The sequence below is a fragment of the Acinetobacter bereziniae LMG 1003 = CIP 70.12 genome (assembly GCF_000368925.1).
Classification (GTDB): domain Bacteria; phylum Pseudomonadota; class Gammaproteobacteria; order Pseudomonadales; family Moraxellaceae; genus Acinetobacter; species Acinetobacter bereziniae.
The window spans coordinates 1,084,132-1,107,674 of record NZ_KB849755.1 but is presented as its reverse complement, the minus strand read 5'-3'; the positions used below and the strand labels follow the sequence as shown (position 1 = coordinate 1,107,674).

Below are 23,543 nucleotides of genomic sequence, written 5' to 3'. Positions count from 1 at the left end.
AAGAAAATCAAATGGCGTTTGGTGAGCGAGATTGTACGAGTCAAAGAATGATTATATAAAGTTAGGTATTAAAGGTCTATCCAGCTTTGATCTTAGTCATCCACGTGTTAAAGCCTTGATGAAACAAAGATATGGTCAATATATTCCATTGAATGAAATGGTAATTGCACCCAGTACACTTTTTAATTCAAAGCAATTGATTGATGTACGATAACATTGGGATGTTGGCAAAAATAAAGAGATATAAAAGCCAGACAATAAAAAACCTGAGTCATGATGCTCAGGTTTTTTTTGAGACGTTTTATTGCAAAAACAATCTCGAATGTGGCGACCCTACGGGGATTCGAACCCCGGTTACCGCCGTGAAAGGGCGATGTCCTAGGCCTCTAGACGATAGGGTCAATAAATTGAGGCAGACCTTGAAACAAAACCATCAAATTAATGGCGACCCTACGGGGATTCGAACCCCGGTTACCGCCGTGAAAGGGCGATGTCCTAGGCCTCTAGACGATAGGGTCGTTTCAGAGGTGGGCGTATATTAGGGCGAATACAGAGATGTGTCAAACCTTTTTCTACAATAAAAGCGAAAACTTGATTTATATGTATAAAAACAAAGCAATAACACAAAAATCATCAAAAGTATCAATGAAATCGAGCCAAATGGCTTTAAAGGGTTTCTACAATATTTTTAATCACAGCAGGATGCTGTAAATAGCCTGCAATCTGGTGCGGGGAATGGATAAATGTTGAAATAGATGTATTTAAAATGGCGGGTTGAAAGTCAAAAGGCGCATTGACCAGAGGAAAAGCCGTGAGGAAATCATCAGGAGAGTAAAAATTATGCCAATCTCCATTTAAGCAAGCAGGACTTTGGATTGGCGGTGTAAGTTTGGACTGAATGACTTTAAATGCCAGGGGAGAGCCTAAAGTAATGAAGCCTTGGATTTTATACTGAGGTGATAGTTGTTGCAAAAGGTTATACGCAATCACGGTGCCTAAGGAGTGCGCAACGATAACATGGCTTTGATCTGCTTCTAAACTTGCTAAAATCCTTTGGTGAACTTCATCCATGAATTGAGGATTGGCTAAGTATAAATAAGTTTCGATCAAAAACTTATGGATCAGACTTTCATGCAGTTTAGGAAAGTTATTTAAAATGACAGAAAATTCTTTAAGAGCTTTGTCTTTGAATAACTGAGAAGCTAAATACAGCCGTTTTGACAGTTTTAGCTCATGCTCAGGCATAAAGTAAGGCAAGATTGGAATGGTTGGCGCTGTATTTAAAACTGTCGATGGCGCAGTTGCGCTATGTTTGTGCAAATGAAAATTAACCCATGACTTAGGTAAGAAAGCATCTAGATCAAAGCGATTGCTGAGTTGATGCTTAGTGATCAAATCACCATAAAAGGGCAGGCTGATATCAAGTTCTGTGGCTGAAATAGCAAGTTTAAGTTCGTTGATACCCTGTTGAAAAATATCAAGCCAATGTTGTTTCAAATTATCAGCATTATAATTTTGTTGATTCATGCCATGAATAAAAATAATTTTCATTGCTGTTGTGATCAAACATAAGAATTATAAATTTAATTTACGAGCTTAAACCTTTTTTGACTATGACCAAATGTACAAAAAGTGTAGCAATTGCCACACTTTTGATTTGAAAAATAGAAACGGTTTTTATTTAAGACTGCGAATCATGCTGAGATTTGTATAAGAAGGCATAACTGATATAACAAATAGCAATAAAGATTAAACAACAGATAAAACCGACCACCATTTCAGGATCAAACACCATACTAATACAGGTAATTAAGCAGAATACAAAACCCAAAATGGGTACGATCGGAAACAAAGGTGCGGCAAAACCTAACTCCGCTTTACTATGACCCTGTTTATACCATTGGCGTCTAAAATTAAATTGGCTCAGACAAATACTCATCCACACCACAACCATTGTGAAAGCAGCAACACCCAATAGATTTTTAAAAATGGTTTCAGGTGCAAATTGTTCTGAAAGTAAGCCCGGCAGTGCGCCAAACATCGTTACAATCACTGCGATGTAAGGGATGCCACGCGCATTAACTCTTGAGAATATTGCTGGAAGTTGTTTTTTTGCTGACAGTGACCACATCATACGTGAGGCAGCAAATAGTCCTGAATTCGCCGCAGACAATAATGCAGTGATGATTACAAAGCGAATGATATCTTCTGCATAAGGAATACCGATATGATCAAATACGGTAACGAAAGGACTACTACTTACGCCCTCAGCATGTAGTCCTGCCATTTGATGTGGCAATAATGCACTGATCACAATGATGGTACCGACAAAGAAAATCAACAAGCGCCAAATTGCCGTATTGATGGCTTTAGGTACATTCTTGGCAGGATCTTCAGTTTCTCCTGCAGCAACACCAATTAACTCTGTCCCAGAAAAGGCAAAGTTAACAATCAACATCGTGGTAAAGATCGGGAATAAGCCTTGTGGAAACCAACCCTCAGCGGTTAAATTGCTAAATAAGGGTGCTTCATGGTGTCCTTGATAATTGAGTAGACCAAAAATCGCCAGCAAACCAAAAAGAATGAATGCAATAACGGTAATCACTTTTACCAGTGATAGCCAAAACTCAGATTCGGCAAACCATTTGGTTGAGCTCATATTTAAGCCAAACACAATTGCTGCAAAAATCAGTGTCCATAACCACATCGAAATATGTGGAAACCATTCTTGCATCAATAAAGCGGCTGCGGTGAACTCTGTACCTAGAGTTGCTGACCAAGTCAGCCAATATAACCACGTGACGGTATAGCCTGTACCTGGACCAATATAGCGTTGGGCATAAGTACCAAAAGAGCCAGACTCAGGCATATGTACAGCGAGTTCACCTAAGCAAAGCATCACCATATATGCAATCACACCGCCCAAAATATAAGAGAGGATGGCACCAATCGGACCTGTTTGTGAAATGACTTCACCAGATCCCAAAAAAAGCCCTGTACCAATTGCACCACCAAGCGAAATCATCACCAAGTGACGAGTACTCATTGCTCGTTTGAGTGGTGAGGAATTAGATGATACTTGAGCATCATTTTGAATTGGTGATGACGGCATAAGCTTCTAATGGAAATAAAACAAGAAGCGCGCTATTTTAGTCCAATTGCGAAATAGTGCAATGACTGAGTGGTTTTAATCGGCAATAATCCAGAATATAAATTTTCACTATTTTTTATTTCTATTAATTAATTATTTAAATCAAAAACTTATATTTAATATTGCTCGCGTTATTTTAATAAATGAAAGTTCAATTGTTCAATAAAAAGCATTATTCTAATGGTCTTACTGTTGTGTTTTTAAGCATTTGAAAATCAATAGATATAAAAAAACCTGAGTCATATTGCTCAGGTTTTTTTATGAGAAGTTTCATGTAAAAAAACTTACTCGAATATGGCGACCCTACGGGGATTCGAACCCCGGTTACCGCCGTGAAAGGGCGATGTCCTAGGCCTCTAGACGATAGGGTCGTGATGAGGTGATGCGTATATTAATAACAAACGGCACTTTTGTCAAAACAGATTTCTTGAATTATCTTCTAACTGGTGAATCCTTCAGCAATTATTATTCTTTCAGCATGTAATTTAATCAATAACGTATTGGATTGTTTTGACGATTTAAATTGTGATGACGTTAAAATTAAAAAAATCAAAATTCACGATCTATGGATAGACAATCATATGGATTGAATTCTGGGTGTATCCATCATTGTTGAATCTCATAGATGCCATAATAATGCTGACTTTTAGCTTGATCACAAGCACCTATTTAAGCACGGGTGCTTGATAAGCTCAGAGATGAATTAATTTTTCTGATGATACAGACCATAATAGGTCACATAACAGATCGCCATAAAGAGCAAGCATCCAATAAAGCCTGAAAGCATTTCAGGATCGGCTGCCATACTTAAGCCTGTTGCGGTACAGGTGATAAAACCTAAGATAGGTACAAGTGGATACCAAGGTGTCTTAAATTTCAAATCAGCTAAGGTCTTTCCACTAGCAAGCCATTTGCGACGGAAATTAAATTGACTCCAGCAAATACTCATCCATACGATGACCATGGTAAATGCAGCCACGCCTAATAAGTTTTTGAAAATCACATCAGCACCGAACTGTTCTGATAATAACCCGGGTAAGCCTCCAATCATGGTCACCAAAATGGCGATCACAGGCGTACCTGATTTGGTCAATTTAGAAAAAATACGTGGTAATTGTTTTTGAACTGAGAGTGCCCACATCATACGAGAAGCAGCGTAGAGTCCCGAGTTTGCTGTAGACAATAGTGCCGTGATAATCACGAAACGCATGATGTCTTCTGCATAAGGAATACCGATTAAATTAAATACCGATACAAATGGACTATTACTGATACCTTCACCATGTACGGCAAGTCCAGCATCTTGATAGGGTAATAATGAGCTAATCACAATAATGGTGCCGACAAAGAAAATCATCAAACGCCAGACGGCAGCATGAATTGCTTTCGGTACATTTTTTTCAGGATTTTCTGTTTCGCCTGCTGCGATACCGATCATTTCTGTGCCATTAAATGCAAAGTTAACGATCAGCATGGTGGCAAAAATTGGAAATAGTCCATTGGGCAGCCAACCATGCGAGGTTAAGTTACTGAATAAAGGTGCAGATTCATAGCCATGAAATGGAATTAAACCAAATATCGCTGCCAAGCCTAACAGAATGAAGACCAAAACCGTTGCCACTTTGACGAAGGACAACCAGAATTCAGACTCTGCAAAAAAACGAGTAGAAGTGAGGTTGGAAATCAGTACCGCGATAATGAAGATTAAGGTCCATAGCCAGATGGAGGTGGTTGGAAACCATTCCTGCATCAGCATCGCAGCGGCAGTAAACTCCGTACCTAATGTTGCAGACCAGCCTAACCAGTACATCCATGAGACCATATAACCTGTACCGGGACCAATATTTTTGGCAGCAAATGCACCAAAAGATCCTGTTACGGGTTGATTCACTGCCAATTCACCTAAACATAGCATGACCATGTATGCAATTAAGCCACCGATGATATAGGAAATCACAGCACCAATCGGACCTGCTTGAGCGATGACTTCGCCTGAACTTAAAAATAAACCTGTGCCGATAGCACCACCTAGAGACAGCATAATCAGGTGTCGTTTGGTCATGGATCTTTTTAAGACAAAAGACTGTCCATCAGCATTGAGATGCTGATTCGATTGATCGGGAGATTGCATATTTGATGTAACTGAGAATGCTAAATCAATATTTTAGATTAAAATGTGAAAATTCACAAAATAAAATGAAATAACTAGGCGTAAAGTATAAGAAAAAAATTGAAATGACTAAAACTAAGTAATGGTATTGCGAAGGAGAGAAAATATGGCGACCCTACGGGGATTCGAACCCCGGTTACCGCCGTGAAAGGGCGATGTCCTAGGCCTCTAGACGATAGGGTCGTTTAGAAGATGGCGCTATCTTATTGATCCGCCATCAAAGTGTCAAGTAAGTGAGGAGCGAGTTTGTTCAAAATATAGCAGAACAGTTCAGCCGTCTTCTGTGTATCATACAATGCTGAGTGTGCTTCTCGACCATCAAATTCAATTCCAGCTTGAATACATGATTTTGCTAAGACAGTTTGACCAAACATCACTGCACTCAACGTGACCGTATCAAAGACTGAAAAGCTATGAAATGGGTTTTGATTTTTTGTCCCTGTTCGAGCAATCGCCGCTTTTAAAAAACCTAAATCAAAATGAGCATTGTGTCCAACCAAGACTGCATGCGTGCAATTTTGTTGACGACGCACGTCATTCACTGCTTTAAAAATACGCTTAAGAGCTGTTTTCTCATCTTCAGCCATCGCCATACGCATAGGATTAAATGGATCAATACCAATGAAATCTAATGAACGACGATCTAAATTTGCGCCTTCGAAGGGGTTGATATGTGCATGATGTGCTTCACCAGGAACAAATTTGCCCTCAGCATCATACACAATCGGGATGCATGCTATTTCTAGCAATGCATCAGTATCTGCATTAAAACCTGCTGTTTCTACATCAACAACGACGGGTAAAAAACCACGAAATCGTTGTCCAATCACAGGTAATGTTTCAGTTGTCACACCTTTCTCCATTGGATAGTTTTTCCAGCATAAAGTGGAATAATCTGTTCACCATCCAAATAATCTAAACTTTCAGGGATTACCTGTTCTTCTTTGACAAGAGTAATCGTATTTGTATTGCGAGGCAAACCATAGAAGTCGGCACCAAAGAGACTGGCAAAACCTTCAAGACGTTCGATTTTGTTCACTTGGTCAAATGCTTGTGCATACAGTTCAATTGCAGTTGGAGCACTGTAACAACCTGCACAGCCACATGCATTTTCTTTGGCATTTTTAGAGTGTGGCGCACTGTCTGTACCTAAGAAAAACTTAGGATTTCCGCTGGTTGCAACTTCTAACAATGTCTGTTGATGCGTTTGACGTTTTAAAATCGGTAAGCAATAGAAGTGCGGTTTAACCCCACCGACCAGCATATCATTACGGTTAAATAATAAATGTTGTGGGGTAATGGTTGCTGCAACATTACGATCCTGTTCGAGTACAAAATGTGCTGCTTCACTGGTGGTAATATGTTCTAAAACTAATTTTAATTTTGGAAATTGCTTTAATAAAGGTGAAAGCACTTCATCTAAAAAGCGTTTTTCACGATCAAAAATATCCACATGATGATGAGTCACTTCACCATGTAACAGTAAAGGAACTTGATGTTCTTCAAGTTGCTCGATCACTGCATAGACTTTGCGGATGTCGCTTACGCCATTATCCGAATTGGTGGTAGCACCAGCAGGATAAAGTTTAATGGCATTTACATATTGAGATTCTTTGATTTTACGAACTTCGTCTGGCGAAGTATGGTCAGTAAAATACAGTACCATACGTGGGTCAAAATTTAGACCTGCAGGTACATGTGCCATAATACGATCGCGATAAGCATTGGCCTCATCTACAGTTTTTACAGGTGGAACCAAGTTCGGCATACAAATCGCACGGGCAAATTGTTTGGCGAGATCTGGAACTGTACGCTTTAAAGCAAGACCATCACGGAGATGGGCATGCCAGTCATCGGGCTGAAGCAATGTGATCGTATTCAAGGCAATTCTGACTTACAAAATAAATGAGATGATAATCTATAACAGTTTAAAATGATAACAGCTATTTCTAATCAATAATTCAAATTAAATGATTAAAAACAAATCTAAAGTCTATATTTTGCACATCTCGGTCATAGACTTGTCATGATAAAATGCTAACGCTAATGAAATAAAATTGTACCTCAAAACTTTGTTAAAATTTTCAATTGGTTAATTTTAATTATTTTTTAAAAAGAGGATTTAAAAACTGAAATAGTCAGTCTGTGCTATTGCATATTTTACTTAAAAAACGATAATGAAGTCATACAAAGCTAAACTGATAATACACATTATTTGAACAGGGTTAATGAATATACGGTTGACTTTATAAAATAAGTTCTAAATTTTTGATGTGAAAATGATCAATAAGCTTTATTAAAATGAAATTTAGGGTATTCAATTAATATTCTTCATGTGTCTGATATTACATGGTTTATTAGAGAAATGAATGATAAAATTAAGTAGATAGCGAGTTTTATATGGGCAAGTTTCTGCCAAGTCTTATCTGTATACTATGTCTGACTGGTTTAAGTATTCAAAGCCAAACATTTGCCAAACAAAATGTGAAAAGCGAAAAAAACCAAGAAGCCATTAAAGCGGATTCAAAACAAGATTGGTCATTAAATAGTATTAATAATGCCACTTGGTCAAGCAATCTGGGGCGAGGGCAGTTTCCTGCCTATGCGCGCGCGCAAGTGATGTTAAATAATCTGCATGCATCACCGGGACCGATTGATGCTAAGAGTGGTAAAAATTTCTTAAAAGCCATTGCTGCTTATCAACAAATTAAAGGGTTACCGATTAGTGGTGAACTGGATAAGCTAACGTGGGACAGTTTGTTAAAAAATCAAACAACTGCGGCATTTGGTACTTATCAAATTACCGCTCAAGACCTGAAAGGTCCTTATGCTAAATCGATTCCACGCAATTATGCTCTGCAAGCTAAGATGCCGGGGCTTTACTATACCCGTGTAACTGAAATGCTCGGTGAGAAATTTCATATTGATGAGGATTTCTTAAAGCAAATTAACCCACATGCTAACTTTAAGAAAGTTGGTGAAACGCTCAATGTTCCAATTGTTCGCAATGACTTACCTCAAGATGTTGCGCTGATTATTGCACATAAGCCAGCGCGCCAACTGTATTTATATAATCATTTAAATCAAATGATTGCTTCATTCCCTGCCACAATTGGCGGGTCAGGGACACCATCTCCCAAAGGGACGCATAAAGTGGTAAAAGTTGCACCAAATCCAGTGTATGGATATAACCCGAAAAACTTTGTACAAGGTAGCAATCGCCAGAAATTAGCTCTGCCACCTGGTCCAAATGGTCCCGTTGGTAATATGTGGATTGCCTTAAGCAAACCGACCTTTGGGATTCATGGAACTCCAAATCCATCATTAATCTCGAAGACGGCATCGCATGGCTGTATTCGTCTCACCAACTGGGATGCCAATGACTTGGGGCGTAAAGTTCAACCCGGAACTGTGGTGAAGTTTTTAGATTAAAGTCCACGATGTTGTTTAAAAGCGATCTATGCCGTGGGGTATAGGTCGCTTTTTTATCTAATTCTTAGCCATTTATTGCTGTATATCAAAAATATACACAACATCATGTATAGATTGGCTATGATGCAACAATTAACTATTGTTAGAAGAACGTCATCTTTATGGGTACAGAAAAAAAATTATCTACTCAAGAAGTCATTAAACTGGAACGTGATTTGGCTAAATTTGCCAATATGATGGATTCAGTGGTGCGTATTCCCTTTACCAAACAAGGTGTGGGAGCTGATGCTGCATTAAGTACCATTCCAATCGCAGGTGATGTGGCGGGATTTATTTTAACCTGTTATGCGGTGTATAAAGCCAAGCAGATTGGTGTACCTCAAGCCAAGTTGAATGGTGTGTTAAAACTTGCAATCATGGATGGTATTGTCGGCTGTATCCCTATTGCGGGAACATTGTTTGATATTTTTATTCGCCCGAGTCGTAAAGCTTTAGATATCGTGCATGATCATATTCAAGCAGAGTATCAGATCCATTCAGATGACCATGTTGTTCATCCGTTTTTGCATGAAAAATTAGAACAAAAGCAGCAGCATTCTGCCTTTTGGCGCAACCCTGTTGTGGCATGGATTTGGATTCATATTCCTGATATTTTGGGCTTGGTGGTATTGATATTGATTGCAATTGCCATGTGGCTGGGTGTAAATATGTTGTGGGATTGGTATCAGAGCTATAAAACCTAACAGCACTGCTTAAACTGATTTGAACATTCATAGATGCACTGACAGAGGTGATCATGCAAGATTATATTTCGGCAAACCTTCCTGCGATTGATTTTGATCATACTCGTAAGTTTTATGCATTCTTGGGTTTTCAATGTGATTATCAGTCTGACCAGTGGATGATTTTAACCAAAGACAGTTTGATTTTAGAGTTCTTCCATCATCCTCAATTGGATCCAAAAGCATCCTGGTTCAGTGCTTGTTTAAGAACGCATGTTATGCAAGATTTATTTCATTTTTGGCACGCTTTGGATTGGACACAATATCCAGATGCACGGATGAGCGAGATTCAATATTTAGAAGAAATTGATATGTTTTGTGTGGTTGACCCAAATGGTAGCCTTATTCGCTGTATTCAATTGAGTTAGTGAACTATTTCTTATTTAATCTATTTATTCCAAATAATGATTTATTCAGAAACAACAAAGCCTCCAAATTGGAGGCTTTGTTGTTTAAGGGAGAATAAGAAAGTAAATATATTAATTTACCATTAAGGAAGATTTAATTGACGTAAAGCTGCAACACGTTGTTCGATACTTGGGTGAGTTTGGAATAAAGCGGCCAAACTAAAGCCTTGTTCCTTACCTTCCGTAATTGCAAATGCTTTCATTTCTTTTGGCATTTGATCTGGCATTTCAGATTCAGCTTGTAAACGTAATAATGCTGAAATCATGGCTTCCTTACCTGCAAGCTGAGCGCCTGCTTCGTCGGCACGGTATTCACGATAGCGGGAGAACCACATCACAATTGCCGATGCCAAAATACCGAAGACAATATCAAGTACGATGGTAATGGCAAAATAAGCCAGTCCAGGTGCTTCGCCATCTTCACGACCAAACACGTTACGGTCAATAAAGTCACCGACCACACGGGCAAAGAACATGACAAATGCGTTGACCACACCTTGAATCAGAGATAAAGTTACCATGTCTCCATTGGCAACGTGACCAATTTCATGGGCAAGTACAGCGCGTAATTCATCTTTATTCATTCGTTCAAGCAAACCTGTTGAAACCGATACTAACGCATCGTTTTTGTTCCAACCCGTTGCAAAAGCATTTGATTGATAAGAATGGAAAATACCAACATCTGGCATTTTAATACCAGCACGTTGAGAAAGTTGAGCAACCTCTTGTAATAACCAAACTTCTGCTTGGTTACGAGGAGCATTCGGATCAATTAATTCAGTGCCTGTTGTTTTCAGCGCCATCCACTTTGACATAAAGAGGGAAATTAAAGATCCCACCATACCAAAGACAAAACAGATGACCATCAGGTTGCCTAATTTAAGACCGCCAGCGCCGTGGTAACTACCAACACCTAATAATGATAGGATAATGCCAGCTACAACCAGTACCGCGAGGTTGGTTAGCAAAAACAAACCAATCCGCATCATGGAGAGAATCCTCTTATAAATAATCGATAATACGATTTATGCGAATAAATCATGAATTTCAATATGAGGTTTAGGAGATTAAAATTCAAGAATCATTGAAAAAACCTATACGCAGAAAAAGTAAAAAATTTCAGATATAGGGATAGTCGATCAGAAATTTATCTAAAAAATTGAGTCAGATAAAAATAAATTCTCTGTATAGGAGAAATCATAATAACTTTCAATGATTTGTTTAGAAAATGTAATTGTTCAATTTAACGACTTGATTTATACATTTGAGCCATAAATTTTACTAAATCATCTCGTCGCTCATGTACCAACAAACAGCACCGACTTAAGCAAACTAATTGCCTATGGTGATCCTTGCAGTTGCGCTGGCATGTGCGGTTGAATAGGATCCAGCAGGTGCATCAGTATAAGTCCCATCTGAGGCAATGATAATGGGGCGAGTATTATATTTTACAGGTTGAATGCTCGATGCATTGTTGATCGTTGGTGCAGGATCAGGATTATTTAAATCATTTGCATTAGACTGAGCAATGATTTGTCCAGTGCTGACATTACCATTGGTTGATAGGTTCAAACCGCCAGCATACAAGTTATTTAAACGACTGGTGACACGTTTTACATAGTCTTGTGTTTCACGAAATGGAGGGATGCCACCATATTTGTCAACATTACCTTCTCCTGCATTATAGGCAGCCAAAGCTAATGTGGTATTACCATTAAATCGCTTCATTAGCCAACTTAGATATTTAGCCCCGCCAAAAATATTCTGTTGTGGATCAAATGAGTTAGACACGTTAAAGCGACGTGCGGTTGCAGGCATGAGTTGCATTAGACCTTGCGCACCTACAGGAGAGCGTGCATTTGAATTAAATCCTGATTCAGTATGCATCACAGCTTTAATTAAACCTTCGGAGACGCCATGTGTTTGAGCGGCTTGACGAATAATGCTATCAAATGCATTACGGCTTTTACTGTAACTGGGCAATACCGAGGACTCTGAACTTCCCCAGTTGCTATAACTGTGAATGTTACTGTCTTTATAATAGGTCACTTTAATTTTTTGTAAGGAACTATCATTATTTTTTCGGTTGGTGAGTAGGGTCGTGCCGTTTTGATCTTTATAGAAGTAAATTTGACCTGCAAACGTTTCAGGTGCCAATGAGAAGATACTCATACACCCTAAAACCGACAACACAGAACCTTTCATTCGTTTTTTCATTTGTAGTAATTAATATATTTCCCCAATTTCATTTTGGAGTTTATCAAAGTTATTGGACAAGAAAAACTATGAATTGAGTTTTAACAATACAATTAAAAAAATGCAAGTGCTATTTGTTGGCATATTAAGCAAAAAAAATTTTATATTTTTTTTGAAAAATAACTATTGACTAAGGTAATCTATTGAAAAATATATAAAAAATATAGTGGTTAAAAAATGATCAATTTAAGGAAAATGCCCATCATTGCGATAGGAATCTATGTCAAGCCCCAAAGAATCCACAATTTTATCCACAGGTTTTGTGGAAAACTGTGGAAAAGTCCAAAAGATAAGCACTTTGCATAAAAAATGAACTTTGCCGTCTATTTTAAATCGAAGAATAAGTCAGAAAGATGACCAAATAAAAATTGATGCAAAATAAAAAAATCTTTAGATGCGGTTAACGTTCAAATCAGATAAAATTGCCCAGTATTTTTTTATGGGTCAATCTCGTCTATGTTCTCGCCAGTTGAGTCCGAGCAAGGATTTAATTTCAAACCAGAACTTCCAACAAGTTCAGCTTATTATCGTCTGTTGAAAAAACTTCGCCGTCAGGTGGGTCATGCCATTCGTGACTATAAAATGATTGAGGAAGGCGATAAGGTGATGGTCTGTGTTTCTGGTGGGAAAGACAGTTACACCTTGTTGGATATTTTGTTGCAATTTAAACGCATTGCACCGATCAATTTTGATGTAGTCGCAGTCAATTTAGATCAGAAACAACCAGGTTTCCCCGAAGACGTATTACCGAAATATTTGGAAGAAAATAATATTCCTTATTATATTTTGGAAAAAGACACGTATAGCATCACTAAACGTTTAACGCCAGAAGGCAAAACCTATTGTGCTGTATGTTCGCGTTTGCGTCGTGGTTCGCTTTATGGCTTTGCACAAGAAATTGGTGCAACCAAAGTAGCACTTGGACATCATCGTGATGACATCATTGCAACCTTCTTTTTGAATTTATTTCATGGTGGCAGCTTAAAAGCCATGCCTCCAAAATTATTGTCTTCAGACAAAAAGAATATTCTGATTCGTCCGTTGGCATATGTTGAAGAAAAAGACATCATCAAATATGCAGAAATTCGTAAATTCCCGATTATTCCATGTAACTTGTGTGGTTCTCAGGAAAATTTACAACGTGCAATGCTGAATGACATGCTGCGTGAATGGGACAAACAATATCCAAAACGTTTACACAGTATTTTTGGTGCATTACAAAATGTTTCGCCTTCACAATTAGCAGACCGTGATTTGTTCGATTTTGAGAAATTGGATGAAGAGCGTGAATTTGATATGAAATGTGACACTGAAGAAATGAAAAAACGCTTGGATGTGGTGAATTTGAGTTTTGCGGCAGACTGATCTTTTTTGCCAATTTTTTGAACAAATCGGGTACTCATATTGAAATGAGTGCCTGATTTTAAAAAATAAAACGATAAAACCAATAAAACATGAACAGTCCGTACAAAAAACTTTAGCCCAAATTGAAATTATCATGCTATAACATTGGGCAAGCAAAACTGCTTCACCCTGATGTTGTCTGGATAGATAGCACAATAAATTGAATAAATAATTTGAGGAATGAACATGCCTGCATTTTTAACTGATGATTGGTTTGCAAATGTTGAAAAATTAACTGCTGAAGCAGGTGATTTAAACTTGCCACCAGCGCTTTCTGGTTTAGCGATTAATTTGGTTGTTGCAGATGCAGATGGCAACACAGAGCTTGCTTTGGATGGTGGTAAAATCATTAAAGGTAGTTCTGCAAATGCCAAAACGACGCTCAATATGGATGCTGAGACGCTTCGTAAAGTGTTCCTAGAGTTTGATATGGCTGCTGCGATGCAAGCGTTCATGACAGGTAAAATCAAAGTTCAAGGTGATATGTCTCAATTAATGGCATTACAAACTGCTAAGCCTAGCCAAGAACAAAAAGATTTGTTTAAGAAAGTATTAGAGCAAACTGCTTAATTTTCTTGATACAAAAAAAGCTTACTCCATGAGTAAGCTTTTTTTTGTCTGATCATTTCAGTCGATTGAAAAACAATCTCAACGATAGTTAGATCAGATATTGATGTATTACAAAAGTTTTAAATATTAAACAGTAGCCAGCCCAGTGACGAACTGTATTAGATTTCAAGCAAACGCGGTGTCGTTTTGATGTGCTCTAAATATGCACGAATACGTGTGACATATTGCACTGCTTGTTTATAGCGACCATTACTGCTTTGGTGGCGTGTTAAATAATTGTAAAGGTTCATCCAATCATTCGGATCTTTACCTTGCGCTTTAATACGCTTTTGGATACTTTCAACAGCACCTGGTCCCATATTATAGGCAACCAATGCATACCAATGACGGTCAGGTGTACGGATGTAAGAATATCGATTCAGCATCATATCAAAATACTTTGCGCCGCCTTGAATACTTTGTACTGGGTCGTTACGGTTACTCACACCCATTGCTTTTGCAGTATTGTTGGTCAACATCATTAAACCGCGAACACCTGTGGGAGAAACAGAGTCTGGTTTTAAATATGATTCTTGATAACCAATAGCTGCAAGCAGATGCCAATCTAAACCATACTGTTGCGCTGAACGTTTAAAACTGGCTTTATAAATCGGTAAACGCGCACTTAGATCACGTTGAATGGTATTCCAATCATCTTTCTTAACCACATTGCGATTATAAAATGATGCCAATTGTTGGGTTGCACCATTTTGTTTACTTTGACAAATAAAACCGCTTGCCGTTGCTGTGAGTGGATCATCAGCTTGCTTAAAGACCCAATTGATATCGGTATTTAAGCCATTGCTTTTTAAACTATTGAAATCACCACATGTAGCTGAAAACGAAGTGAGATTTTGTGCTTCGATACTTTGCATCGTTGCAGTGGTAATCGCAAAGTTTGCTTTACCTTGATTGATCATCTTGAGTGCAGTCGCATTATCTGCCACTGTTTTAAACTCTAGCTTCACATTTAGGCTTTCAGCATAATTGTGGGCTAAGTCATAGCCGAAGCCATGTTTATACTGTCCATCCTTAAATACGATACTCGGATTGGAAACAGCGACTACAGTCAATTTACTTGAATTAACTACAGCATTGTATTGATTGTTCTTACTGGCATTAATACTGAAAGGAATTAACGCCGTGGATAAAACTAAACATTTAATTGGAAGAGCACGAAATAATGAGTTAAGGCAAAGCCTCGACCCAGAGGTTGAACTACTGTGCATGTTGTCTCCGCTACAAGTAATTTATTGCCCTAAAAAGTAATAAGCACAAAAGTACCTACAGACTTCTTACAGTTGGTAAATTCAATAAGGGTGGGCAGTCATGAACGTCATTCAAAAAATGACATGTGGGATTGAAAGATTTTGCAGAAAAACTACAAAATTAAAAAAGTAAGCTAATAAAACATGTGCGCATAATATCGGCAGTTTTTTTATCTGTCAAATTTTGTTTAAAAAATGATCAGAAAATAATATTTAAGCTATTGATTTAAATGTATTAATTTTTTTGAATTTATGCTGAAATTGTTTTGAAATAAAAAATCAAAAAACTGTAAGTAAATATACTGAATGTAAGTTAAGTTAGACCGTCATTGATAAAAATTTAGTTAAGGATTTTATATGAGTTTTTTTGATTTATGGCTTCAAGCAAGGTAAAAATGTACAGCATATTTGTACTAAAAATCAGTTTCGATATTCAGAATTTTTATGGGTTGGCAGTAGACGAACCTCAATATTTTTTTAAAAATGTATCTCAATGCGGATCTATGGTAAATGGTTTTAAATCATGAAATCTAATTTAATCACCCGTTCGGGACATGATTTATTGGTTGCAGAACTGCAACAACTTTGGCGTGAGGAACGACCAGAAGTAACTAAAAAGGTAACATGGGCTGCCAGTCTAGGTGACCGATCTGAAAATGCGGATTATCAATACAATAAACAACTGCTGAGAAAGATTGATCGTCGTGTGCGCTACTTAGGTAAACGTTTAGAAGAATTACGTATCGTAGATTTTGCACCCGAGCAAGAAGGAAAAGTCTATTTTGGTGCATGGGTTGAGATAGAAAACGATGAAGGGGAATCGAAAACTTTGCGGATTGTGGGTGTTGATGAAATTTATGACCATCACCCCCAACATATTTCTATTGACTCACCGATGGCAAGAGCTTTGCTCTCTAAACAGGTAGATGATGAAGTTGAAGTGATGACACCTTTAGGAAAAAAGCTTTGGTATATCAACTCAATTCGTTATGAAAAGCATGAAATTTCAGCAAATTAACAGGATTTGATTTTATTTTGTACATTTGAGAGTGAAAATATAGAAAAAGATTTGCCAAGTCGTGTTTTTATTTATATGATAGCCGCCATTGGAAGCGTGGCAGAGCGGTTTAATGCACCGGTCTTGAAAACCGACGAGGGTGTGAGTCCTCCGTGAGTTCGAATCTCACCGCTTCCGCCAAATTCAAGTTTCTGACACTGTTTAACACTATATAAGTTTATGATTTATAAGGTTAAAGTTGGAAATATACGATATGACAAGCCGTGACGCACTACGCCAATCGGTAGTTATAAAGTAGTAAAAAATGCAGTAAGATTATTTCTTACTGCATTTTTTTATGTCTGAATTATGGCGACTCGTGGAATCAATAAGCTTAGTGCTTTACAAGTTAAAAAAGCTAAACCTGATCCTGACAAGATGTATAAGCTGTCTGATGGGGGAAACCTGTACCTGCGTATTGATCAGAGTGGTAGCAAGTACTGGATATTCAATTACACACGTCCATTTTTAGCCAAACGTAATGATTTATCTTTAGGTACTTATCCTGAAGTTTCACTGGATGATGCTCGCACTATTCGTGATGAATATAAGAAGCTCATTAAGCAGGGCATCGATCCAGCAATGGAGCGGATTGAAACCAAGTCCCAGAAACAGAAAGAAGCAGAAAATACCTTTCGTATTGTTGCTGAAGCATGGCTATATAAACGTGAGCTAGAGCAAAAACAGGATGAAGAGACGATCCGTCGTTTAAAGCACGATGTCTATCCCTATATTGGTGATTTAACCTTTCCACAGCTTACCTTGGAAATTCTTGAGATTAAGGTCTTTAAGCGCATTATTGAACGTGGTGCATTGTCAGTTGCCAAACGCCTAAAATCGGACTTGAACCAGATATTTAAGTCAGCACGTAAAAAGAAGCTGATTCAATACAATCCTATTGAGGATATTGAACTGCCCAAACCACAGGGTGGGAACTTTGCAGCCGTGACAGAGGAGCAGGAACTAGCTCCAATGCTCAATAAAATTTGGAACTACTCCAAACTTTATCCACGTTGTTCACATATCACACAAGTGGCGTTAAAAATCTCCGTGTTGACCTTTCAGCGACCTGGGGAGATACGCAAGCTGAAAAAGGAGTATTTCTATTGTGAAGAAAGTTGCTTTAAATTTACAGCTAGTAAAACCAAGCAGCTTCATATTGTACCATTGTCAGATCAGGCCTTTGACTTAATTGATTCAATTATTGATCTGCACCCATACAGTGAATACATTTTCGTGGGTCGGGATGGTAAAACTTTTATTTCTGATAATACGATTAACTCAGCGTTAAAACGCTTGGGCTATGCTGGGAAGCAAACGGCACATGGATTACGTGCAACCGCACGAACCATGTTGGATGAAATATTAGAACAACGTGTAGACTTTATTGAGCATCAATTGGCACATAAAGTAAAAGATAATAATGGTACAGCCTACAATCGAACCAAATTTTTAAACAATCGTCGGGAGATGATGCAGGAGTGGGCGAATTACCTAGAATCATTGCTGGATCAGCAACAGTAAAAAGATGAAAATCCAATGATAAAAAAATAGCCTGTCAAACGACAGGCTATTTAATTTATGCTGCTTTAAGCTCTTTGAGTTCAAGCCATTCAATAATCTGGCTTTCAGCCCATGTGGGCATACTTGCTGTTAAATAGGTAGGTTCAGGAAAATCACCCCGACGAATCATTTTCCAGAAGGTGGATTCTGCAATATTCAATATCCCTTTGGTTGCAGGCTTATAAGATAGCTTTCGTCTGCGACCACCACGATCTACATAGTCCTTGGCAGGGCGTTCAGGGTAGTTGACTAAGTCTTTGACACGATAATGCTGTTCTATCATTTTCCACCTCTAGGATTTTATACACATAAATATTAACAGTATGAAAGTATTGATATTGAACATTGCATACTTTCATATGGCTCATGATAGACAGTGGTATACAGTGATAAAAGAACAGTGCATAATTATAAAAAAACATTACTATTATACATTGTTAACATATTGGAATATAAAAATATGTCTATTATAAAATTTGAAGACTTAAATGAATTGGAACAGGAGTTCATTGATTGTCTGTTTACTTATTATGAATCCAGTTTTTTACAAAATGAGGCATGTGGAAATATAAAAACAGCTGATGAGCCAGAAAAAAGAATCATCGTTGCTGAGTTAAGCGATATACAGCGAAAGGTGCTGAACGAGCGACTACACCTCAATGATTTAATTCTGAAAGAAATAAATGAATTTCATCAACTGATTTTAGGTGAGAATACTGTCATTTCACCTATGCAGATAGTAGTACTATTGGAACAGCTAAATGCATTAAAAGACGAGTTTGATACGCTTTCAAATACAATTCAAAAAAAACGTTATAGTGTCATTTTACAGGCTTATCAGGCTCTGGATGAAAATATTTGCACCCAACGCAATTTAAAGATTTTGAAACGAATGAGAGGTATTCGGGCAGTCAAAGTTCGTAATGATAAGAATGTATACCCACGGCATCAAATTCTGTATCGGGTTTTAAGGGATGAAGCTCATAAAAATGGTCGGTGGGAGAATTTATCACAGGCGGTAAAATCAATTTTGCCAATACTTAGACTTGAATATCAAAAAAATAATCTGGTCTGGATTCAGAATGAAATAGATTCTAAGCTGGCATTGATTGAAGAATTGGAAAAGGGACGACTCATTAATTCCCATAATAAACAGAATGAAAATTATCATGGAAAGGTTTATCAGAATCGTAAATATCAGAACAGGATCGACAAACTTCAGTTAGAAATAAACGAATTAATCATTGCTCAGAAGTCAACTGACCCTGCTTTGCTGCTGGGGAAAAAAATACCCTATAACACCATTTATAATGATGAAAGTATTCTTCACCACTTAAGGGATTGTACTGAACTGTTACAGGATATTCTTATTCAAAAGTGATAAGAAGTACTCATAAAAAACAATCATCAGCTTATTCATTACCAAAAGTATCAGAAGCAATTTGATCAACGGATAGGTGCCTGATTTGCTCTAGCTGAATATTTTTCTGTATTTCCTTTAAAAACTGGAGTTTTAATTTCTGAATTTCACTGGCGTCCTGAAGGGGGCTATTGGTTAATTCATTAATGGTAATTTTACTGTTGATTAATTCATTAATGAGATACTTCTGGATGACTTCATCCTGTTTGCGTACCTGAAGCTGTTTAATATAAAGCATTTTATCAAGGGCTTTGATGCGTTGGTTCAATTCCTCAATAATCATGTCTTTTTCATTTAATTTTTGCTTATAGGGTGGAGGGAGCGTTTGCTTTGCCTCATACGTATTCATCAGGAATTCTAGACACTCTGCCTCAGTTTTAAGTTTGAGCTTTTCAGTCAATGCCTCCATTTTTTTGGCTGTATGTGAGGTTAGATAAAATTGCTTTCTCACATTCGCATGATTTTTCTTGGAATATTTGAAATTTCTGAATCTATTTTTTAGATCGGAAAAATATTTTTCATTGAGTAAAAGTACCCATTGATTCGTTATTTCTGCTACGAGTAATGGGTGGATCATGGTTTCGATGGGCTGAATTTGCAATCGTCCATCAGGAAGCTGAACTATCTGCAGTAGTGCCTGCTCTTTGTTACATTCGTGCTCTAAAAACAAGGATTTTAATGTCTGATCTTTATCAAGCCATTGTTGCAATGTCAGTTGTTTTCTTGCCATTTTGATGTTCTATGATGTTTGAAATTCTAATATGATTATAGATTTTAATTAAGGTGGAATAAACATTTCTAAATACGTTTAGTAAATGTTTATTTGTTTTAAATTTATTTTATAGTAAATATTTGTGCCTATCTAAAAATAATTCTAAAATTTACTAATAGCAATGTTGAATGAATAAAAATGTATGGATGAAATGACAGAAGAGCATAAGCAGCTCATTTTTAATTTTAATGAGTTATCACCACATAGATTAAGTTCCTACGCTAGACTGGTGCTGATTAAATTTATTAGTCTCTTTGGTACACAAAAAACCAACGATTCATTGTTGGAATTGTCTGAAAAGATAGGTGTGCAACATAAAAAATTAAAACTGGTATTGGAGGAGTTATCAGGCTTTGAGATATTGGAGTTTTCATATCCAGAAACAGGTCGGCGGGCAAGAGTTAGAACAATACAGCTGAATTTAGATTATTTAAATCTGCTATTGAGTAAAGTTAATCAACATGAAACATCCCATCATAGGTATGTCCGCCTTAAGAGAGCGATTAAGCAGTTTGACCTTTTAATGCTTATTTTAATCAAATTATCTCAAGTCAGAGTGACCACTAAAAAGTTTGATTTACTACCCGAACAAAAACTGGATTTTAGGGTATTGTTGACATTATCAAACTTGACTCGCTCATGTGATGCTTATGGGGTGATACGTAATATAGGTACAACACAACTGGTTGCTAAAACAGGGTTAAATAAGCAAGCAATATTTGATTCGATCTACTTTTTGAAAAAGATAGGTCTGCTTCGGGTACATGTGCATGGGACGATCAATAACAAATTTATAAAAAATATAACGCCAACCTACGTGTTGAATTTATCTCATACCTTTTGGGGTAATCATGCTCGGTATGGTCGGTTTTATATATTGGAAGCGAGTGAAAGACATCATTTTGAAATAAAAATGATTGCTGATATTTTTACGGTAATTTCTGAGCAGGTGCAGCCGTTGGATTCTGACAACTCACGCGATCTCAATCACCTTACGACATTGGTTCTTAAGGGGCTTGATTCAGATAAAATCAACATTATTTCTGGAACAATGATTGAGCGTATCCAGTCTTCATCACAAGTTCAGGAGACGATTTCTAGTTTCATTAAAGAATGTCTAATTCATTATTTGCAATTACAACAATGCCATCAGGAACAAGGAGATTTGACAGTATTTGCAAAAGTGTTCAAACAAGCATTAATCAATAAAAAGAAGCAACATATCAAGTTGAATGATTTGGATTCAAATTTGACAATGATGCAATGCTATTTTGAATCATGGTGTTGCAGACTGCTTGATCAGCGGGGTTTACGTCAGCATATCTTACAAGGTTCACTGTTATATGGTGTAGATATTTTAAATCGGACTACAATTGAAAAAGATATTTATCCTTTTGTCTTTCAAGAAAAATACCGTTTGGAATTGATTACAAATCCTGACTTAATCAGAAACAGCGATCCAGATGCGGACATCCAAATACAGATTCAGAAGCTAGAGAAACAGGAGCAACGGTTCATCCTAGAATTCTTATTATTTTGTTTGAATTTGATTGCCAAAAATCAGATTTTACCATTTTTAAAAAGTACGCGAAGACTCAGTCATGTAGCAGGCAAGTTTTTTCAAATTATACCAAAAGTCGAGTCGCAGAAAATGTATAGTTGTATCTATGTGCCCGATTCAACACTCACTAAAGATGAGTTTTTTCTGATCGATATCCCTCATCCAATTCGTGGGAAAGAGGAGGAATATTCGAACGAAGACTATTTGCTGAAATTCATTGAACCTAGTGTTGATGACATGAAAAAATATGGATTGCTGGATCAGTTTTATACAGGAGGAACTGAATTGCTGAATAAAAAAGTAGCGTAAGTTTAGCTTCTGTAATATTCCCATAATTTGGTTATTCTCGCTGTATGGCGCAGTGGTGTAATGGTCAGTCTAGACAGGTTTGCTTAACAGGTAATATATATTATTATCTATTAATAATATAAACAATAACTTATATCGTTGATTAAATACAGTGAGTTATTTAGTTAAGTATAGCCCATACTCAAATGGGTTATAGACAATGTATCAATATCAAATCACTAAAAGCATTCTAAATTAACCCTATAGTATGTTCCAAAGTCTCTAAGCATGTTCAGCTAAGCAGGATGACCACAACATCCTGCTTTAGAATCATGATCAGTAAAATTTTACATCTCTCACTTAGATATGAACCTTATGTTTCAGTGAGAACCTAAATGTACCAGAATAATCCATTAGAAAGTGAATCATCCATTCTTATCTCAATCGAAGATTTTATGGTTAGTACATGCCATGAGCAATTTGTTGATGATCATGAAGAATTCAAGCGAGAGCTGTTGGATGCTGTGTGTGCTTTTAAGGTGATTTACAGAGAAGATTTTACTTATTCCAGAATCATTAATGTTTTCAAAAGAGTGATTAATCTCGTAGATTACATTATGGATAAATTGGACTCCCATCTTTATGAAGATATTTTACGATTTGAACTAAACCACATCTTCCATATTCAAGGCATAATTCAACATGAGATGAAAAATACAATACGAGAACAATTCGATTTTCAGCGTCAAGAACAACGTAATCGCTTTAAACTGGAATGCTACCTAAATAAACTGCTTACACACTATGCTAGATTACAGTTTGTTCGAGTAGATATCTCTATTCTTAAAGAATATCAAATCCATTGGGGTATTCAAGACTTTAAGTATGCATTGGATATTCTATGTAATCGTATGTCAAATAAAGATACCTGTTTTAAGCACTTACAAGGTTATGTATGGGCATTAGAGCAGGGTGTAGAAAAAGGCTATCACTGCCATTTATTACTCATCTATGATGGGAATAGTCGTATAGAGGATTCAGGTTTAGCAAAACTGGTGGCTGAGTATTGGAAGCACATCACCAATCAACAGGGTACTCACTACAACTGTAATACCAAAGACAACAAGGAAAAATTTGATAAAAATGGTTTGCTTGGGGTTGGAATGATTCATCGTGATCAACCAATACAAGTTACAAATGCGATTCGTGCAGCGATGTACTTGGTCAATCCTGAAAAAGAAGATCAGCGCTTACGGGCTAAAACCTCTCCACAGATGCGGACTTTTGGTACAGGTCAGTTTGAAGTAAAATGGCGCAGAGATATTGAACAAAATGAGTCATTATGATATTAAAAATAGAGAACACGACTATCAGATGTATTCTCTATCTTGTACAGTTTGACA

Annotated in this window: 21 protein-coding genes and 5 tRNA genes; 12 read left to right on the top strand and 14 right to left on the bottom strand. The window is 37.1% G+C overall.

Translation table 11 applies throughout. The features are described from left to right. Window positions 1-31: 31 nt before the first annotated feature. On the top strand, window positions 32-214 hold the full coding sequence (locus tag F938_RS07120; protein WP_010591851.1) for a C40 family peptidase: 183 nt from the start codon (window positions 32-34) through the stop codon (window positions 212-214). 111 nt (window positions 215-325) lie between these two features. Here the strand turns inward: F938_RS07120 and F938_RS07115 are convergent. The 9 genes from F938_RS07115 to pyrC all read right to left on the bottom strand — a co-directional run bounded on the left by F938_RS07115 (window position 326) and on the right by pyrC (window position 7,203). Continuing rightward, window positions 326-401 (bottom strand) — tRNA-Glu (locus F938_RS07115). A 41-nt stretch (window positions 402-442) separates the two neighbouring features. Next, a tRNA-Glu gene (locus F938_RS07110) sits at window positions 443-518 on the bottom strand. 148 nt (window positions 519-666) lie between these two features. Next, window positions 667-1,551 carry a lipase family protein gene (locus F938_RS07105; protein ID WP_005030646.1) on the bottom strand — a complete coding sequence of 295 codons (885 nt, stop codon included), beginning with the start codon at window positions 1,549-1,551 and terminating at the stop codon, window positions 667-669. Window positions 1,552-1,681: 130 nt separating this feature from the next. Next, window positions 1,682-3,112, bottom strand: a complete 1,431-nt coding sequence (locus tag F938_RS07100; RefSeq protein WP_004828467.1) for an amino acid permease — start codon at window positions 3,110-3,112, stop codon at window positions 1,682-1,684. Between the two features lie 334 nt (window positions 3,113-3,446). Next, window positions 3,447-3,522 (bottom strand) — tRNA-Glu (locus F938_RS07095). A 332-nt stretch (window positions 3,523-3,854) separates the two neighbouring features. Then, entirely contained in the window at window positions 3,855-5,282 is a 1,428-nt protein-coding gene (locus tag F938_RS07090) for an amino acid permease (RefSeq protein WP_004828469.1), read from the bottom strand. 146 nt (window positions 5,283-5,428) lie between these two features. After that, a tRNA-Glu gene (locus F938_RS07085) sits at window positions 5,429-5,504 on the bottom strand. Window positions 5,505-5,524: 20 nt separating this feature from the next. Beyond that, a complete protein-coding gene (gene rnt, locus F938_RS07080; RefSeq protein WP_005030644.1) occupies window positions 5,525-6,184 on the bottom strand; it encodes a ribonuclease T in 660 nt (219 codons plus the stop codon). Continuing rightward, entirely contained in the window at window positions 6,169-7,203 is a 1,035-nt protein-coding gene (gene pyrC / locus F938_RS07075) for a dihydroorotase (RefSeq protein WP_005030643.1), read from the bottom strand. Before pyrC ends, rnt begins: the two co-directional genes overlap by 16 nt. A gap of 518 nt (window positions 7,204-7,721) precedes the next feature. On the opposite strand from pyrC, the gene F938_RS07070 reads away from it, so the two are divergent. From F938_RS07070 to F938_RS07060, 3 genes are all read left to right on the top strand, one after another. Next, window positions 7,722-8,753, top strand: a complete 1,032-nt coding sequence (locus F938_RS07070) for a L,D-transpeptidase family protein (RefSeq protein ID WP_005030641.1) — start codon at window positions 7,722-7,724, stop codon at window positions 8,751-8,753. 161 nt (window positions 8,754-8,914) lie between these two features. After that, window positions 8,915-9,496, top strand: coding sequence for a DUF4112 domain-containing protein (locus F938_RS07065; protein WP_005030639.1), 582 nt, complete (start codon window positions 8,915-8,917; stop codon window positions 9,494-9,496). A gap of 53 nt (window positions 9,497-9,549) precedes the next feature. Then, window positions 9,550-9,903, top strand: coding sequence for a glyoxalase/bleomycin resistance/extradiol dioxygenase family protein (locus F938_RS07060; RefSeq protein WP_005030637.1), 354 nt, complete (start codon window positions 9,550-9,552; stop codon window positions 9,901-9,903). A 122-nt stretch (window positions 9,904-10,025) separates the two neighbouring features. Here the strand turns inward: F938_RS07060 and htpX are convergent, their stop codons facing one another. Together htpX and F938_RS07050 are read right to left on the bottom strand one after the other, a co-directional pair. Further along, window positions 10,026-10,931 carry a protease HtpX gene (gene htpX, locus F938_RS07055; protein ID WP_004828480.1) on the bottom strand — a complete coding sequence of 302 codons (906 nt, stop codon included), beginning with the start codon at window positions 10,929-10,931 and terminating at the stop codon, window positions 10,026-10,028. A gap of 343 nt (window positions 10,932-11,274) precedes the next feature. Next, on the bottom strand, window positions 11,275-12,147 hold the full coding sequence (locus F938_RS07050; RefSeq protein ID WP_010591219.1) for a lytic transglycosylase domain-containing protein: 873 nt from the start codon (window positions 12,145-12,147) through the stop codon (window positions 11,275-11,277). A 507-nt stretch (window positions 12,148-12,654) separates the two neighbouring features. On the opposite strand from F938_RS07050, the gene ttcA reads away from it, so the two are divergent. Both ttcA and F938_RS07040 read left to right on the top strand, forming a co-directional pair. Beyond that, complete coding sequence (gene ttcA, locus F938_RS07045; RefSeq protein WP_005030632.1) at window positions 12,655-13,563, top strand: tRNA 2-thiocytidine(32) synthetase TtcA; 909 nt, start codon at window positions 12,655-12,657, stop codon at window positions 13,561-13,563. Between the two features lie 225 nt (window positions 13,564-13,788). Then, on the top strand, window positions 13,789-14,172 hold the full coding sequence (locus F938_RS07040; RefSeq protein WP_004828485.1) for an SCP2 sterol-binding domain-containing protein: 384 nt from the start codon (window positions 13,789-13,791) through the stop codon (window positions 14,170-14,172). Between the two features lie 158 nt (window positions 14,173-14,330). On the opposite strand, the gene F938_RS07035 is transcribed toward F938_RS07040, so the two are convergent. Beyond that, window positions 14,331-15,440 (bottom strand): MltF family protein, encoded by a 1,110-nt coding sequence (locus F938_RS07035; RefSeq protein WP_004828487.1) that lies wholly within the window; start codon window positions 15,438-15,440, stop codon window positions 14,331-14,333. 562 nt (window positions 15,441-16,002) lie between these two features. On the opposite strand from F938_RS07035, the gene greB reads away from it, so the two are divergent. The 3 genes from greB to F938_RS07020 all read left to right on the top strand — a co-directional run bounded on the left by greB (window position 16,003) and on the right by F938_RS07020 (window position 18,060). After that, a complete protein-coding gene (gene greB / locus F938_RS07030) occupies window positions 16,003-16,497 on the top strand; it encodes a transcription elongation factor GreB (protein ID WP_004828488.1) in 495 nt (164 codons plus the stop codon). A gap of 90 nt (window positions 16,498-16,587) precedes the next feature. Beyond that, window positions 16,588-16,677, top strand: a tRNA-Ser gene (locus F938_RS07025). 168 nt (window positions 16,678-16,845) lie between these two features. Next, window positions 16,846-18,060 (top strand): tyrosine-type recombinase/integrase, encoded by a 1,215-nt coding sequence (locus F938_RS07020; RefSeq protein ID WP_005030629.1) that lies wholly within the window; start codon window positions 16,846-16,848, stop codon window positions 18,058-18,060. Between the two features lie 55 nt (window positions 18,061-18,115). Here F938_RS07020 and F938_RS07015 read toward each other — a convergent pair whose 3' ends face one another. Next, window positions 18,116-18,382, bottom strand: coding sequence for a helix-turn-helix transcriptional regulator (locus tag F938_RS07015; RefSeq protein ID WP_000572501.1), 267 nt, complete (start codon window positions 18,380-18,382; stop codon window positions 18,116-18,118). A 177-nt stretch (window positions 18,383-18,559) separates the two neighbouring features. On the opposite strand from F938_RS07015, the gene F938_RS07010 reads away from it, so the two are divergent. Continuing rightward, complete coding sequence (locus F938_RS07010) at window positions 18,560-19,480, top strand: hypothetical protein (RefSeq protein ID WP_000022452.1); 921 nt, start codon at window positions 18,560-18,562, stop codon at window positions 19,478-19,480. Window positions 19,481-19,511: 31 nt separating this feature from the next. On the opposite strand, the gene F938_RS07005 is transcribed toward F938_RS07010, so the two are convergent. Then, window positions 19,512-20,249: a hypothetical protein gene (locus F938_RS07005; RefSeq protein WP_000101621.1), complete on the bottom strand. Its 738-nt coding sequence runs from the start codon at window positions 20,247-20,249 to the stop codon at window positions 19,512-19,514. 184 nt (window positions 20,250-20,433) lie between these two features. Here F938_RS07005 and F938_RS07000 point away from each other — a divergent pair, with 184 nt between their 5' ends. Together F938_RS07000 and F938_RS06995 are read left to right on the top strand one after the other, a co-directional pair. After that, a complete protein-coding gene (locus F938_RS07000; RefSeq protein WP_000344079.1) occupies window positions 20,434-22,161 on the top strand; it encodes a hypothetical protein in 1,728 nt (575 codons plus the stop codon). Window positions 22,162-22,757: 596 nt separating this feature from the next. Beyond that, the gene (locus F938_RS06995; RefSeq protein WP_002041114.1) at window positions 22,758-23,486 is read left to right on the top strand and encodes a YagK/YfjJ domain-containing protein; all 729 of its coding nucleotides are present in this window, start codon (window positions 22,758-22,760) and stop codon (window positions 23,484-23,486) included. Window positions 23,487-23,543 lie beyond the last annotated feature (57 nt).

What these genes read in the sequence shown, in the direction of transcription:
- F938_RS07105 (WP_005030646.1), bottom strand. Translation starts at nt 1,551, where the DNA reads ATGAAAATTATTTTTATTCATGGCATGAATCAACAAAATTATAATGCT.
- F938_RS07100 (WP_004828467.1), bottom strand. Translation starts at nt 3,112, where the DNA reads ATGCCGTCATCACCAATTCAAAATGATGCTCAAGTATCATCTAATTCC.
- F938_RS07090 (WP_004828469.1), bottom strand. Translation starts at nt 5,282, where the DNA reads ATGCAATCTCCCGATCAATCGAATCAGCATCTCAATGCTGATGGACAG.
- rnt (WP_005030644.1), bottom strand. Translation starts at nt 6,184, where the DNA reads ATGGAGAAAGGTGTGACAACTGAAACATTACCTGTGATTGGACAACGA.
- F938_RS07070 (WP_005030641.1), top strand. Translation starts at nt 7,722, where the DNA reads ATGGGCAAGTTTCTGCCAAGTCTTATCTGTATACTATGTCTGACTGGT.
- F938_RS07065 (WP_005030639.1), top strand. Translation starts at nt 8,915, where the DNA reads ATGGGTACAGAAAAAAAATTATCTACTCAAGAAGTCATTAAACTGGAA.
- F938_RS07060 (WP_005030637.1), top strand. Translation starts at nt 9,550, where the DNA reads ATGCAAGATTATATTTCGGCAAACCTTCCTGCGATTGATTTTGATCAT.
- htpX (WP_004828480.1), bottom strand. Translation starts at nt 10,931, where the DNA reads ATGATGCGGATTGGTTTGTTTTTGCTAACCAACCTCGCGGTACTGGTT.
- F938_RS07050 (WP_010591219.1), bottom strand. Translation starts at nt 12,147, where the DNA reads ATGAAAGGTTCTGTGTTGTCGGTTTTAGGGTGTATGAGTATCTTCTCA.
- ttcA (WP_005030632.1), top strand. Translation starts at nt 12,655, where the DNA reads ATGTTCTCGCCAGTTGAGTCCGAGCAAGGATTTAATTTCAAACCAGAA.
- F938_RS07040 (WP_004828485.1), top strand. Translation starts at nt 13,789, where the DNA reads ATGCCTGCATTTTTAACTGATGATTGGTTTGCAAATGTTGAAAAATTA.
- F938_RS07035 (WP_004828487.1), bottom strand. Translation starts at nt 15,440, where the DNA reads ATGCACAGTAGTTCAACCTCTGGGTCGAGGCTTTGCCTTAACTCATTA.
- greB (WP_004828488.1), top strand. Translation starts at nt 16,003, where the DNA reads ATGAAATCTAATTTAATCACCCGTTCGGGACATGATTTATTGGTTGCA.
- F938_RS07020 (WP_005030629.1), top strand. Translation starts at nt 16,846, where the DNA reads ATGGCGACTCGTGGAATCAATAAGCTTAGTGCTTTACAAGTTAAAAAA.
- F938_RS07015 (WP_000572501.1), bottom strand. Translation starts at nt 18,382, where the DNA reads ATGATAGAACAGCATTATCGTGTCAAAGACTTAGTCAACTACCCTGAA.
- F938_RS07010 (WP_000022452.1), top strand. Translation starts at nt 18,560, where the DNA reads ATGTCTATTATAAAATTTGAAGACTTAAATGAATTGGAACAGGAGTTC.
- F938_RS07005 (WP_000101621.1), bottom strand. Translation starts at nt 20,249, where the DNA reads ATGGCAAGAAAACAACTGACATTGCAACAATGGCTTGATAAAGATCAG.
- F938_RS07000 (WP_000344079.1), top strand. Translation starts at nt 20,434, where the DNA reads ATGGATGAAATGACAGAAGAGCATAAGCAGCTCATTTTTAATTTTAAT.
- F938_RS06995 (WP_002041114.1), top strand. Translation starts at nt 22,758, where the DNA reads ATGGATAAATTGGACTCCCATCTTTATGAAGATATTTTACGATTTGAA.